Source organism: Verminephrobacter aporrectodeae subsp. tuberculatae At4, assembly GCF_000193225.1.
Lineage (GTDB): Bacteria > Pseudomonadota > Gammaproteobacteria > Burkholderiales > Burkholderiaceae_C > Acidovorax > Acidovorax aporrectodeae.
Genome location: NZ_AFAL01000078.1, coordinates 1 through 12,679 on the forward strand (window position 1 = coordinate 1; position 12,679 = coordinate 12,679).

Below are 12,679 nucleotides of genomic sequence, written 5' to 3' on the forward strand. Positions count from 1 at the left end.
GCTCCATGGCGTTGTCGTCAAACTTCGGGGTGTCCAGGGATGCGGCGTTGACCAGGCCCGCAACGACCAGCACACCCGCGGCAATCAGGCCCCCCACGATGGGCTGGGTCATTTCGGGTTTTCCTCTTGGCTCGTATTTCCATCGGTGCAGGCAATGCACCGATCGCGCATCGCAGGCCCCGTTTCTCCCAGAACGTGCACCGGCCCACAAGGGAGTGTTTTGCACAGAGAAACACATGGCGCGTCCCGGGCGCAGCAGGGGATTGCGGAGAAAGGGGCCTTGCCGGGCAGACTTTTTGGGCCGGGCAGAGGGAATCGAGGCGCTACACTGCGACCCTCGCCTTGTGCGCACGCGGCGGTTTGCCTGTTCTGCGGATGAATATCGAACACCATCAATTCCTCAATGGCTGCCTGCATTCCATGCGCGCCGCAGGCCCGGGTAACGCCAATGCATGACGCGACTGACTCCACGGACAATCCCGGCGTGGTGCTGCGCAAGCGCCGCAAGGGCATCTACATCCTGCCCAACCTGTTCACGCTGGGGGCGTTGTTCGGTGGCTTTTATTCCGTCGTGATGGCCATGAACGGCCGTTTCGACATGGCGGCGGTCGGCGTCTTTTGTGCCATGGTGCTCGACAGCCTCGACGGGCGCGTGGCCCGCCTGACGAATACGCAAAGTGCTTTTGGCGAGCAGATGGATTCGCTCTCCGACATGGTCTCCTTTGGCGCGGCGCCGGCGCTGATTGCCTATGAATGGTCGCTCCAGGGGCTGGGCCGCTGGGGCTGGATCGCCGCTTTCGTCTATTGCGCCTGTACGGCGCTGCGTCTGGCGCGCTTCAACGTGAATACTGCCGTGGTTGACAGGCGCTATTTCCAGGGGCTGCCGTCGCCGGCTGCCGCCGCATTGGTCGCCGGCTTTATTTGGCTCATGACCGAACTGGGCGTGCGCCGAGGGCAGGGCCTGGCGTGGCTGACTTGGTCGCAACTCAGCTGGGTCCTGTTTGCCTTCACGCTGTACGCGGGTCTGACCATGGTGACGAATGTGCCGTTCTACAGTTTCAAGGACGTGCAAATGAAAAAGAGCGTGCCCTTTGCCGCGATCGTGCTCATCGCGCTGGGCATTGCCGTCGTGAACATTCACCCCCCCATCGTGCTGTTCGGCGTGTTCGTGCTCTACGGGCTGAGCGGCTACGGCGTATACGCCTGGCGCAAGGCCAAGGGCCAGCACAGCAGCGTGATCAGCACGTCGATCGACGCGCCGGACGAGCGGGGACTGCACAAATGATGGCGCCGGCGCTGATCTACCCGGCGTGGCCCTGTGCTACATTGCAGCGCATGAACACGCTTGCACTGGCACTACGGCTACCCCCCCACGGGCGGAGACAGTAGGCGCGCGCGCACTTTTTCCACAAAAGCCCGTATGCACTCGCAACGGGCTTTTTGCTTTTTTGCTTTCGTGTTGCGGGTCAACCTTCACCAGTACCGGGAGAACGACATGGCGGACAAACTGATCATCTTCGACACCACCTTGCGCGACGGCGAGCAATCCCCCGGCGCTTCGATGACCAAGGATGAAAAACTGCGCATCGCACGCCAGCTCGAACGCCTGAAGGTGGATGTGATCGAGGCCGGTTTTGCCGTCAGCTCGAACGGGGATTTCGAGGCCGTCCAGGCGATTGCGAATGCGATCCGCGAATCGACCATCTGCTCGCTCGCGCGCGCCAACGACCGCGACATTTCGCGCGCCGCGCAAGCCCTTGCGGACGCGGCCAGCGCGCGCATCCATATCTTCATTGCGACCTCCGCGCTGCACATGGAAAAGAAACTGCGCATGACGCCGGAGCAGGTTCTCGAGCAGTCCCGGCAGTCCGTGCGCTTCGCGCGCAACCTCGTGGGCGACATCGAGTTCAGCCCCGAGGACGGCTACCGCAGCGACCCGGACTTTCTGTGCCGCGTGCTCGAAGCGGTGATCGCCGAAGGTGCCACGACGATCAATGTGCCCGACACGGTCGGCTACGCCGTTCCCGAGTTGTACGGCAACTTCATCAAGACGCTGCGTGAGCGCATTCCGAACAGTGACCAGGCGATCTGGTCCGTGCACTGCCACAACGACCTGGGAATGGCGGTGGCGAACTCGCTGGCAGGCGTGCAGATTGGCGGCGCGCGCCAGGTGGAATGCACGATCAACGGCCTGGGCGAGCGCGCGGGCAATTGCTCGCTCGAAGAAGTGGTGATGGCCGTGAAGACGCGCCGCGACTACTTTGGCCTGGACCTGGGAATCGACACCCGGCACATCGTCGCCGCGAGCCGCATGGTCAGCCAGACCACGGGCTTCGTGGTGCAGCCGAACAAGGCCGTGGTGGGCGCGAATGCGTTTGCCCATGCGAGCGGGATTCACCAGGACGGTGTGCTCAAGGCGCGCGATACCTACGAGATCATGCGTGCGGAAGACGTGGGCTGGAGCACCAACAAGATCGTTCTGGGCAAGCTCAGCGGCCGCAACGCATTCAAGCAGCGCTTGCAGGAACTGGGCGTGAGCCTGGACAGCGAGACCGAGGTGAACGCGGCGTTCACGCGCTTCAAGGAACTGGCGGACCGCAAGAGCGAGATTTTCGACGAGGACATTCTTGCGCTGATCAGCGACGAGAGCGTGAGCTGCGAGAAGGAACAATACGGTTTTGTCTCGCTGTTCCAGCAGAGCGAAACGGGCGAGCAGCCGCGCGCGCGCATCGTGTTCACGGTGCATGGGCGCGAGGTGCGGGGCGAGGCCCGGGGCAATGGGCCGGTCGATGCCTCGCTCAAGGCCATCGAAGCGCATGTCAGGAGCGGCGCCGAGATGGTGCTCTATTCGGTGAGCGCGATCAGTGGCTCGACCGAGAGCCAGGGCGAGGTCACCGTGCGGCTGCAAAACAGCGGCCGCGTGGTGAATGGCGTGGGGTCCGACCCGGACATCGTGGTCGCTTCGGCGAAGGCGTACCTGAGTGCGCTGAACAAGTTGCAGAGCAAGGTGGACAGGGTGGCGGCGCAGGGCTGAAGGGGCTGAAGGAACGGCTTACAATTTCGCTCACTTTCTTGGAAAGTAGCGCAAGCTGTTGATATTGCGCTATTTTTTTATCTTTGTATACTGCGCGGCAGCCCATTTGCCTGAGACCATCCCCATGCCCCACCGCTCCCGCGCCGCAGTGAATCGTTTTTTCCAGCTTCTGGGCTTGGCAATCGTGAGCATGGCCCTGATCGCGTCCGCAGCACACGCGGGCGGACGCACCGCCGCCAAGAAAAAGCAGCTGAGTTCCGCAAGCCATGCCAAGCGCACCGTTGCGGCGCGCAAGCAGGCCGCGCCCCCCCCGGGGCGTTGCGCGGCAGGGCCCGAACGGTCAAGACTGCGCCGCGGGCCGTCTACGTTCCTCCCAAGCTCTCGTTCGGGCAAATCGCGGGCCTGCACAGGGTCGATGACCCGCTGGACCTCAAGTCCAGCGCGGCGCTCATCGTGGACCAGGACACGCACGAGGTTTTATTCAGTAAAAACGACCACGCGGTGCTGCCCATCGCGTCCCTGACCAAGCTCATGACGGGCCTGCTCGTCTCCCAGGCCGGGCTGCCGATGGACGAACTCTTGGCGATCACGCAGGACGACGTGGACACCGAAAAAGGCAGCCGTTCGCGCCTGACGGTAGGCAGCACGCTGGCGCGCGGCGAAATGCTGCATCTGGCGCTCATGTCCAGCGAGAACCGGGCGGCGCATGCGCTGGGTCGCACCTTTCCGGGGGGGCTGAGGGCCTTCGTGGGGCAGATGAACGCCAAGGCCCGCCTGCTGGGGATGACCGACACGCGCTACGTGGACCCCACGGGGCTGTCGAGCCAGAACCAGTCGAGCGCCCGCGATCTTGCCGTGCTGGTGAACGTGGCGCATGGCGATCCGTTGCTGCGCATGCTTTCCACCTCGCTGGGCCATGAGGTGGCCTTGGGCGAGAAGACCCTTCAGTACAACAACACCAACGACTTGGTGAAGAAACTCAGCTGGGACATCGGGCTGCAAAAAACGGGCTATATCTCCGAAGCCGGGCGCTGTCTCGTAATGCAGGCGCAGATTGCAGGGCGCAAGCTGATCATGGTGTTTCTGGACTCGGCGGACAAAATCAGCCGCCTGGGAGACGCCGAGCGGGTGCGCCACTGGATCGAATCCATGCCGGGACTGACGGCAGCACCGCTCCAGGCGGCGCGCAACAGCCGTGGCTAGATCAGGGGGGGGAGCTTCCTCTTTGGCCCGCGGCTTGCACTCCAGACGCATGGCCCAGCGCCAGGGATATCGTGTTCGCCGTGGCCTGCAGTTTGGGTAGCCAGCCTTCGTCCAGCCGGTCGGCGGGGGCGGATATGGACAGCCCCGCAACCAACTTGCCCTGGTCGTCGTAGACACCTGCGGCCATGCAGCGCACACCCAGTTCCAATTCCTCGTTGTCGTGCGCAATGCCGGACTGCCGGGCTTTTTCCAGTTCCTTTTCCAGAACCGGCAACTGGGTGATGCTGTTGCGTGTTTGGCCTGCGAGCGCCGTGCGGGTTGCGTATGCGCGGACCCGGTGGGGATCGTCCAGCGCCAGAAAGAGCTTTCCCGTGGAGGTCAAGTGCAGGGGCGCGCGGCCGCCAATGGCGCGCACCACCTGCATTCCGGAGCGCTCGCTGTACGCGCGCTCGACGTAGATGATCTCGTCCCCCTGGCGCAGGCTCAGGTTCACGGGCTGCTGAATCAGCCGGTGCAGGCTGCGCATCGGCGAGAGCGCCGCCTCGCGCACGCTCAGACGGGCTTTCACGAGATTGCCCAGTTCCAGCAGCCGCATGCCCAGGCGGTAGGTGCCCGACTGGGGCCGGTCCACGAAGCGGCCCAGGGTCAGGTCGTTCAGGATGCGGTGCGCGGTTGACGGGTGCAGGCCCGTTTTCTCGCTGACCTCCTTGAGCGGGATCGCTTCCTCGCGCGATGCCAGCACGTCGATCAGCGCAAACATGCGCTCGAGCACTTGAACGCTGGGTTTTACCGGGGTGCCGGGGTCGATTTTTTTCATGGGTGGTGAATGCGAGGCAATCGGGCGAGCGCCGCTGCATCTTAGCGCGAGGGGCTCAGAAACCTGTGAATAAAGGGCGACACGAATATTACGTGTCTTCTTGCACGCTGGCTTTGAACGACCTGCGCGGAATCAGGCGCGCAAAACGGGCCGCAGCGGACGCGCGTGTGATAATCCGCACGCCTTCGCGTGGGAGGTGCGGACCGCCTCCGCCAGCAGGCGGTCATGGGGAAGGGGCATGATCGAGATTCACGACTTGCAGTTTGGCTACGGCCGCAGTGCGCTCTACCAGGGTTTTTCCGCCCGGGTGGACAAGCCGGGCATCTACGGAATCTTTGGGCGCAATGGCAGCGGCAAGTCGAGCCTGCTGAAACTGATCTGCGGCCTGCTCACGCCCTGGAGTGGGAGGCTGCGGGTGCTCGGCTGGGTTCCCCGTGAGCGCGCGGCCGAACTGCTCGCGTCCGTCTACTTCGTTGCGGAGGAATTTCATCTGCCGAATCTGACGCCGACGCAGCTGGCGGCAACGCAGGGCGTTTTCTACCCCCGGTTTTCCGGGCAGCGTTTCGAGGAATACCTGGCCGAACTGGAGGTGCCTGCGGGCAGCCGCTTCGAATCCATGAGCCTGGGGCAAAAAAAGAAGGCCGCGATCGCCTTTGCGCTCGCCACGGGCACGCCGCTGCTGTTGCTCGACGAGCCCACCAACGGGCTGGACATCGTCGGGCGGGCCCGGTTTCGCCAACTCATGCAGCGCCCGGAGCACGCCGACCGGGCGGTGCTCATCAGCACCCACCAGGCGCATGATCTGGAGAGCATCCTGAGCCATGTCTGGTTTATCGACGGGGGGCAGTTGGCCTTGTCGGCAGAGATGGCCGAACTGGAGCAGCAATTGCAAATGGGCGTTGCCGCCGACGTGCAGTCCTTGAACCAGGCGCAGTTGCTGTACCAGGAGCCCATGGGGCAACAATGGGCGTATGTGGCGCGGCGCACGGCAAATGGGGGCGACAGCGGTGGCAGTGGCAGTGGCGGCGGCGTGCAACTGGAACTGCTGTACAAGGCGCTGAGCCTTGAGCGGGAGCGCATGCTCGCCGCGTTGGCGCCGCAGCACCAGCCGGCGCGTGCGCAGGAGTCGGCATGAGCACGGCCGCGCCCTCATCCGGAGCGTCGGGGCCGTGCCCGAAGTCCGAGATCTTCTCGTGGCCACGCTGGTTGCTGCTGGTACGGGCGCGGTGGACCGAGCAGCGCCGGCAATACGCGGCGCATATGCTGGTGACGGCAATCCTGTACTGCGTTCTGTTGGTGTTCGTGCTGTGGAGCAGCAACTTCAAGGGGTTCACAATCGGGCTGCAGTCCGGGCTCTACTTTTGCGGTCTGTACACCACGGGCTGTGTGTTTGCGGGCCGTTATTTCCAAGCCATGGCGCGCCGCGAATCGGCCCTGCAGGCGCTGATGCTTCCGGCATCGCTGTGCGAGAAATGGCTGCTTTGCCTGCTGCTCGTGGCGCTGGTCTACCCGCTGTGCTACAGCCTGCTGTTTCTGGCCATCTCCTGGCCGGTGCAGCAGTTGGTGCTGGCCGTCTTGCCGCTGGATCCCACGATAAAGTTTGATCCGCAGGACTATGCGCTGTTTGTGCCCTTTGTCGGCGTTTCAGAGATTTCGCCTGCGCAACCGCAATGGGGGCTCCTGATCGGCTTGTGGATCCTGCAGGCCTTGACGGTCTCAGGCGCGCTTTACTTTCAGCGCGCTGCCATGCTCAAGACCCAGGTACTGGTTTTTGGCCTGCTGGTTTTTTCTTCGATCTGGGGGATTGCCGTGGGCGCGCGCGGCGAGGTGATCTTTGCCTGGTGGATGCTGCACGGCGGCTCCGGGAAACCACTGACGCATGTCATCAACTCCCTGCTCTGGATTGGCCTTCCGATCCTGTTGTGGTTGCAGGTTTTTCTGCACCTCAAAGAAAGGGAACTGCTGTGATCGCCCGGGGTCCCCGCCGCCGGGGCGCATGGCTCTTTGCGGGCATCGTGGCGCTGTTCTGTGCGCTGCTGGCTGCCAGCGGACGGGAGTATTTCGAGGGGGCGCCGCGCGAGCACAACTATTTGCTGCGGGCTGGAGATCTGGTCGGCGTCACGCGGCTGCGGCTGGAAGGGAGCGTCGCAGATGCGAGCGATCATTCGTACTACTACAGGCCGAAGGTGTTGCTCGACGGCGCGCAGGATGATGTGCGGGTGAATCTGCGCTTCCCCGGCGATGGGGCGCAAGCCGCCGCCGTGCAATCCCGGTTGCTGGCGACCCGCGAAAAGGACACGCTGGTGCTGCGCTGGTCCGCAGCCAGCGATCCGGCGCGCGCTCGCTGGCAGGTATTGAGGAACGACAGAATCGAGATCGTATTGCCGACGCGGTTCACGCAACTGATCCTGGAAAGGGGGAGCGTCGAGGCACGCTCGGCCATGGAGCAGTTGCAGGTATCCGGGGCGTTGGTCACGGTCAAGGGCCGGGTCGGCCATCTGGATCTGAGCTCTACTCAATGTCCACAGTCCTGTGCAAAGCAGGCCCGGGAGACGCAGGGCAAAGAAACCGACAACTGTGCGCAGTTCATGCGGGAGACGTCCGCACTGAAAATCGATGCCCATGGCATGCAGTCGATACGGGTAAGCGCCGCGATCGGCAAGGTCGAACTGACCCATACCGGGGAACTCAAGCAACTGGATCTGCGTTTGGCTGATCCGGTGAGTCTGTCCGTGGACCGCGTGGCACCGTTGTTCGATGCCATCCGCCGGGGTGCCGGCCAGCGTGCGGATCTGGCCGCCTGTCAGCCATTGACGGTTCCGGCGCGCGATGCCGTGGCGTTGGAATTGGTCACCGACGACCGGCCGTGGCCGCGGACCAAGAGCGAAACAGGCGACGACTACGACTGACAGGCCAGAGTAGTGGCGGCTGTCGGCGCACAGCGCGTCATCAAACGCAGTCGGGGGCCGCAGGCACGCGCTGCCACTGCCCGTTGCTGCGGATTTCGTGCGGACGAAAGCGCGCCTTGTAGTTCATTTTCTGGCTGGCTTCGATCCAGTAGCCCAGATACAGATGCGGCAGGCCCAGAGCACGCGCTTGCGCGATCTGCCACATGACGCTGTAGGTGCCGTAGCTGCAGTGTGGCTCGGGGTCGTAGAAGGTGTAGACGGCCGACAGGCCGTCGTCGAGCAGGTCCAGGATGGAGACCATTTTCAGCGCGCCCGGCGCGCCCGATGCGCTGCTTTCCCGGAACTCGACGAGGCGTGAATTCACCCGGCTCTGCAGCATGAACTGCGTGTACTGGTCGATGTTGTCATGGTCCATTCCGCCGCCGGCGTGGCGCCCGTTCTGATAGCGCAGGTACAACTGGTAATGCTCGGGAACGAAGCCCAGGCGCAGAACCCTTGCCTGGAGCCTGCCGTGGCGCGCGAGCGCGCGCCTTTGGCTGCGATCGGCCTGGAACGCGTCGACGAGCACGCGCAGCGGCGTGCAGGCTTGGCAACCGTCGCAGTACGGGCGGTAGGTAAACATGCCGCTGCGGCGAAACCCCTTGACGACGAGGTCGGAATAAATATCGCTTTGCACCAGATGGCTGGGCGTGGCGACCTGCGATCGCGCGTGCCTGTGCGGCAGGTAGCTGCAGGGGTAGGGGGCCGTCGCGTAGAACTGCAGGGTTTGCAGCGGAAGGTCGTTGAGTTGCGTCATGCCGTGGGTGCGGTGGGAGGCAGCAGCGTGTCCCAGTATACGGGGTCAAACGTCCAAGACGGCGCGGGCCGGGTGCGCGCTTCTTCGACGTGCATCAGGAAACTGGCGCGGGATATTTCACGCGCGCCCAGAGATGCCAGGTGCTGCGTGCGCTGCTGGCAATCGATGATCCCGATTTCGTGGTGCCGGCACAGGCCCACCAGCGCCGCGAGCGCGATCTTCGACGCGTCGGTGGCGCAGGAAAACATGGATTCGCCGAACACCGCGTGGCCGAGCGCCACGCAATACAGGCCGCCGACCAGCCTGCCGGCGACCCAGGTTTCCACGCTGTGCGCATGGCCTGCCGCGTGCAGCCTGTGGTAGGCCTCGAGCATCTCGGGGACGATCCAGGTTCCGCTCTGCGCCGTGCGCTGCCGGGTGGCGCACGCGGTGATGACTGCGCGAAAGTCGCAGTCCACGCGGATCTCGCAGTCTGCCCGGCTGCGGAACGCCTGAAGCGTCTTGCGCAAGGAGCGGTGCAGCCGGAACCCGGACACCGGGAGCACCATGCGCGGGTCGGGGGACCACCACAGAATGGGTTGATCGGGGCCGTACCAGGGGAAACTGCCTTGCGCATACGCGGAGCAAAGATTCGGCACGTCCAGCGCACCGCCCGCGGCCAGCAGGCCCGGCGCGGGGTCATCCGGGCCCCAGGCGCAGGCCGGGGGCGGCAGCGGGTCCGTGGGTTTGAGCCAGGGCAGGGGGGGCGTGGGTGCGGTGGGCAAGGAGGCGATTCTCCCGGAGTCGGTGCGTTTGGTGCTCGATCGCGGCGCCATGGTGCACCGGGTGCTCAGGCGCGAGGCGGATCAGGGGGGCAACCCGCCACGTAGAACGGCGCATTCGAGCGCGCGAGCGGCGCCAGGCCGCGGATTCGGTCGGCGATTTTCTCGGCGATCATGATCGTCGGTGCATTCAGGTTGCCGGTGATGATGCGCGGCATGATCGACGCATCGACCACGCGCAGCCCCTGCAGCCCGTGCACGCGGCCTTCGGAATCGACCACGGCCATCGGGTCGTCGGCCGCTCCCATCCTGCAACTGCACGACGGGTGCAGCGCGGTCTCGGCGTGGCTGCGCACGAAGGCGTCGATTTCGGCGTCGGTCTGCACGCCCGGGCCCGGCGCGATTTCGTGCCCGCGGTAGGCGTCGAACGCGCGCTGCGCGACGAGCGCGCGCGTGAGCCGCACGCCGGCGCGAAACTCCTGCCAGTCCACGGCGTGCGCCATGTAGTTGAACAGGATGCGCGGCTTGTCGCGCGGGTCGCGTGAAGTCAGCCGCACGTGGCCGGTGGACGGCGAGCGCATCGATCCCACATGGCACTGGAAGCCGTGCATGCGCACCGGGTTGCTGCCGTCGTAGTTCACCGCCAGCGGCAGGAAGTGGTATTGGAGGTTCGGCCACGCAAAGCGCGCGTCGCTGCGGATGAAGCCGCCGGCTTCGAAATGGTTGCTCGCGCCCGGGCCGGTGCCGTTCAGGTACCAGGCGATGCCGATCCCCGGCTTGTTGTACCAAAGCTGCGCCGGGTACAGCGAGACCGGCCGCAGGCACGCGTACTGGATGTACAGCTCCAGATGGTCTTGCAGGTTCTCGCCCACGCCCGGCAGGTGCGCGACCGGCTCGATGCCCAGCGCGCGCAGCGCATCGGCGTTGCCGACGCCCGAGCGTTGCAGCAATTGCGGCGAGGCGATCGCGCCGCTGCACACCAGCACTTCGCGGCGCGCGCGCCAGCTGCGGTGCCGGCCGTGCATCAGAGCCGCGACGCCGACGGCGCGCAGGCCCTCGAACAGAACCCGGTCCGCGAGCACGTGCGGCCGCACCGTCAGCGCGCCCCGGCGGCGCGCCTGGTCCAGATACGCCAGCGAGGTGCTGCAGCGGCGGCCCTGGGCGGTGACGGTGCGATCCATCGGGCCAAAGCCTTCCTGGCGATAGCCGTTCAGGTCGTCGGTGCGTGCGTGGCCGGCCTGCACGCCGGCCTCGACGAAGGCGTGGAACAGCGGGTTGTTCTCCTGGCGCGGCGTGGTGACGTACAGCGGGCCGCAATCGCCATGCCAGTCGTTCGCGCCCTTGTCGTAGGTCTCCGACTTGCGAAAGTACGGCAGGCAGTCGGCGTAGCGCCAGTCGGGCAGCTGGAAGTCGCTGGCCCAGTGCTCGTAGTCCAGCGCATTCCCGCGGATGAAGCACATGCCGTTGATCAGCGACGAGCCGCCCAGCCCCTTGCCGCGCGCCTGCGCCATGCGGCGCTGGTTCATGTGCGGCTCGGGCGCGCTCGCGTAGGCCCAGTTGTAGGTGCGCGTCCGCAGGGGATAGGCGAGCGCGGCCGGCATCTGCGTGCGGAAATCCCAGCGGTGGTCGGGGCCGCCGGCTTCGAGCAGCAGCACGCTCACGCCGGGGTCTTCGGTCAGGCGGGTGGCCAGCACGCAGCCGGCGGAGCCGGCGCCGACGATGACGTAGTCGTATTCTTCCTGCGCGGCAGGCGGCGTCATGGTGGGCCCGCTTCAGTCGGTCCGGGCGCCAAACCAGCCCAACGGGCGCGGCGCCAGGTTGATGTAGCTGTGCTTGAGTTCGGTGTATTCGTCCAGGCCGCCACGGCCCAGCTCGCGGCCTATGCCGCTGGCCTTGTAGCCGCCCCAGGGCGCCTCGGGAAAGTACGGGTGGTAGTCGTTGGCCCATACGGTGCCAAAGCGCAGCGCCCGCGAGACGCGGTTGGCGCGCTCCAGGTCGCGGGTCCACACGGCCGCTGCCAGCCCGAACGGCGTGGCGTTGGCCAGGCGCACCGCCTCTGACTCGGTGGCAAAGCGCTCGACGGTCAGCACCGGGCCGAAGATCTCTTCGGTGGCAAGCGCCATCGCCGCATGCACGTGGGTGAGCACCGTCGGCTCCAGCCAGAAGCCGTTTTCAAAGGCTGCTCCTGCGGGTGCCTTGCCGCCGCAGCGCAGCAGCGCGCCCTCGCTGACGCCGGCGGCGACCATGGACAGCACCTTGCGGCGCTGCATGGCCGATTGCACCGGGCCCATCTGCGTGCCCTCGGCAAGGCCGTTGCCCAGGCGGATGCGGCGCACGCGCGGGACGAGCGCGTCGACGAAGCGGTCGTGGACGCCGTCCTGCAGCATCAGCCGCGAGCCCGCCGAGCAGACCTGACCGGCATGGAAGAACGCGGCGTTGAGCGCGTAATCGACTGCGGTATCGAAGTCGGCGTCGTCGAAGACGATGTTCGGGTTTTTTCCGCCCAACTCGAGCGCGACCTTCTTGAAGTTGCCGCTGGCCGCGCCCATCACCGAGGCCCCGGCGAGCGCGCCGCCGGTGAACGACACCAGGTCCACGTCCCGGTGGCGCGCGAGCTCGGCGCCCACTGCGCCGGGGCCGGTGAGCAGGTTGAACACCCCCGCTGGCAGGCCGATGCCTGCGAGCAGCCCGGTCAAGCGGTGCGTACTCAGGGGTGTGAGCTCGCTGGGCTTGAGCACCACCGTGTTGCCCGCGCCCAGCGCTGGCGCGATCTTCCACGCGGCCTGCAACAGCGGGTAGTTCCACGGCGTGATCAAGCCGCACACGCCCACCGGCTCGCGCAGCGTGCGGCTGATGACGTGCGCCGGTGCCTCGTTCGCAAGGCCCGACTCCGTGGCCACCAGGGCCGAAAAATAGCGGAACGTGGCCACGATGTCGGCCATGTCGTTGCGGCTTTCGCTGATGGTCTTTCCGGTGTTCAGCGATTCGAGCCGGGCTAGCGGCTCGGCGTCGGCGGCTATGGCGTCGGCGATGCGCTGCAGCAGCAGCGCGCGCTCGCGTGCTCCGGTGTCGCGCCACGGGCCCTCGTCGAACGCGCGCCGGGCCGCAGCGATGGCGCGCTGCGCATCGGCCACGCTGGCCTCGGCGGCCTGCGCGAGC

Annotated in this window: 11 protein-coding genes; 6 read left to right on the forward strand and 5 right to left on the reverse strand. The window is 65.8% G+C overall.

The features are described 5' to 3' along the window. Positions 1–448 precede the first annotated feature (448 nt). The 3 genes from pssA to VTU_RS25495 all read left to right on the forward strand — a co-directional run bounded on the left by pssA (position 449) and on the right by VTU_RS25495 (position 4,237). Entirely contained in the window at positions 449–1,285 is an 837-nt protein-coding gene (gene pssA / locus VTU_RS0103320; protein WP_010100748.1) for a CDP-diacylglycerol--serine O-phosphatidyltransferase, read from the forward strand. Between the two features lie 210 nt (positions 1,286–1,495). Next, entirely contained in the window at positions 1,496–3,034 is a 1,539-nt protein-coding gene (locus tag VTU_RS0103325) for a 2-isopropylmalate synthase (protein WP_010100749.1), read from the forward strand. Positions 3,035–3,352: 318 nt separating this feature from the next. Continuing rightward, entirely contained in the window at positions 3,353–4,237 is an 885-nt protein-coding gene (locus VTU_RS25495) for a serine hydrolase (protein WP_010100750.1), read from the forward strand. Between the two features lies 1 nt (position 4,238). Here the strand turns inward: VTU_RS25495 and VTU_RS0103335 are convergent, their stop codons facing one another. Next, positions 4,239–5,054, reverse strand: a complete 816-nt coding sequence (locus tag VTU_RS0103335) for an IclR family transcriptional regulator (protein ID WP_010100752.1) — start codon at positions 5,052–5,054, stop codon at positions 4,239–4,241. A gap of 238 nt (positions 5,055–5,292) precedes the next feature. Here VTU_RS0103335 and VTU_RS0103340 point away from each other — a divergent pair, with 238 nt between their 5' ends. Genes VTU_RS0103340 through VTU_RS0103350 form a run of 3 tightly spaced genes read left to right on the forward strand, consistent with a single transcriptional unit; the run spans position 5,293 to position 7,963 of the window. Next, positions 5,293–6,189: an ATP-binding cassette domain-containing protein gene (locus VTU_RS0103340; protein WP_010100754.1), complete on the forward strand. Its 897-nt coding sequence runs from the start codon at positions 5,293–5,295 to the stop codon at positions 6,187–6,189. Beyond that, complete coding sequence (locus tag VTU_RS0103345; RefSeq protein ID WP_040891835.1) at positions 6,186–7,022, forward strand: hypothetical protein; 837 nt, start codon at positions 6,186–6,188, stop codon at positions 7,020–7,022. Before VTU_RS0103340 ends, VTU_RS0103345 begins: the two co-directional genes overlap by 4 nt. Then, complete coding sequence (locus VTU_RS0103350; protein WP_010100758.1) at positions 7,019–7,963, forward strand: hypothetical protein; 945 nt, start codon at positions 7,019–7,021, stop codon at positions 7,961–7,963. The genes VTU_RS0103345 and VTU_RS0103350 overlap by 4 nt, the downstream gene beginning before the upstream one ends. Positions 7,964–8,003: 40 nt before the next feature. Here the strand turns inward: VTU_RS0103350 and VTU_RS0103355 are convergent, their stop codons facing one another. The 4 genes from VTU_RS0103355 to VTU_RS25500 form a co-directional block, all read right to left on the reverse strand. Continuing rightward, a complete protein-coding gene (locus tag VTU_RS0103355; protein ID WP_010100759.1) occupies positions 8,004–8,759 on the reverse strand; it encodes an arginyltransferase in 756 nt (251 codons plus the stop codon). Beyond that, complete coding sequence (aat, locus tag VTU_RS0103360) at positions 8,756–9,523, reverse strand: leucyl/phenylalanyl-tRNA--protein transferase (protein WP_010100760.1); 768 nt, start codon at positions 9,521–9,523, stop codon at positions 8,756–8,758. The genes VTU_RS0103355 and aat overlap by 4 nt, the downstream gene beginning before the upstream one ends. A gap of 65 nt (positions 9,524–9,588) precedes the next feature. After that, positions 9,589–11,280, reverse strand: a complete 1,692-nt coding sequence (betA, locus tag VTU_RS0103365; protein ID WP_010100762.1) for a choline dehydrogenase — start codon at positions 11,278–11,280, stop codon at positions 9,589–9,591. 12 nt (positions 11,281–11,292) lie between these two features. Further along, on the reverse strand, positions 11,293–12,679 hold a 1,387-nt coding region (locus VTU_RS25500), incomplete at its 5' end, for an aldehyde dehydrogenase family protein (RefSeq protein WP_010100763.1).

Bases quoted from the DNA above. Each gene is read 5' to 3' on its own strand.
- pssA (WP_010100748.1), top strand. From the start codon at position 449: ATGCATGACGCGACTGACTCCACGGACAATCCCGGCGTGGTGCTGCGC.
- VTU_RS0103325 (WP_010100749.1), top strand. From the start codon at position 1,496: ATGGCGGACAAACTGATCATCTTCGACACCACCTTGCGCGACGGCGAG.
- VTU_RS0103335 (WP_010100752.1), bottom strand. From the start codon at position 5,054: ATGAAAAAAATCGACCCCGGCACCCCGGTAAAACCCAGCGTTCAAGTG.
- VTU_RS0103340 (WP_010100754.1), top strand. From the start codon at position 5,293: ATGATCGAGATTCACGACTTGCAGTTTGGCTACGGCCGCAGTGCGCTC.
- VTU_RS0103345 (WP_040891835.1), top strand. From the start codon at position 6,186: ATGAGCACGGCCGCGCCCTCATCCGGAGCGTCGGGGCCGTGCCCGAAG.
- VTU_RS0103355 (WP_010100759.1), bottom strand. From the start codon at position 8,759: ATGACGCAACTCAACGACCTTCCGCTGCAAACCCTGCAGTTCTACGCG.
- betA (WP_010100762.1), bottom strand. From the start codon at position 11,280: ATGACGCCGCCTGCCGCGCAGGAAGAATACGACTACGTCATCGTCGGC.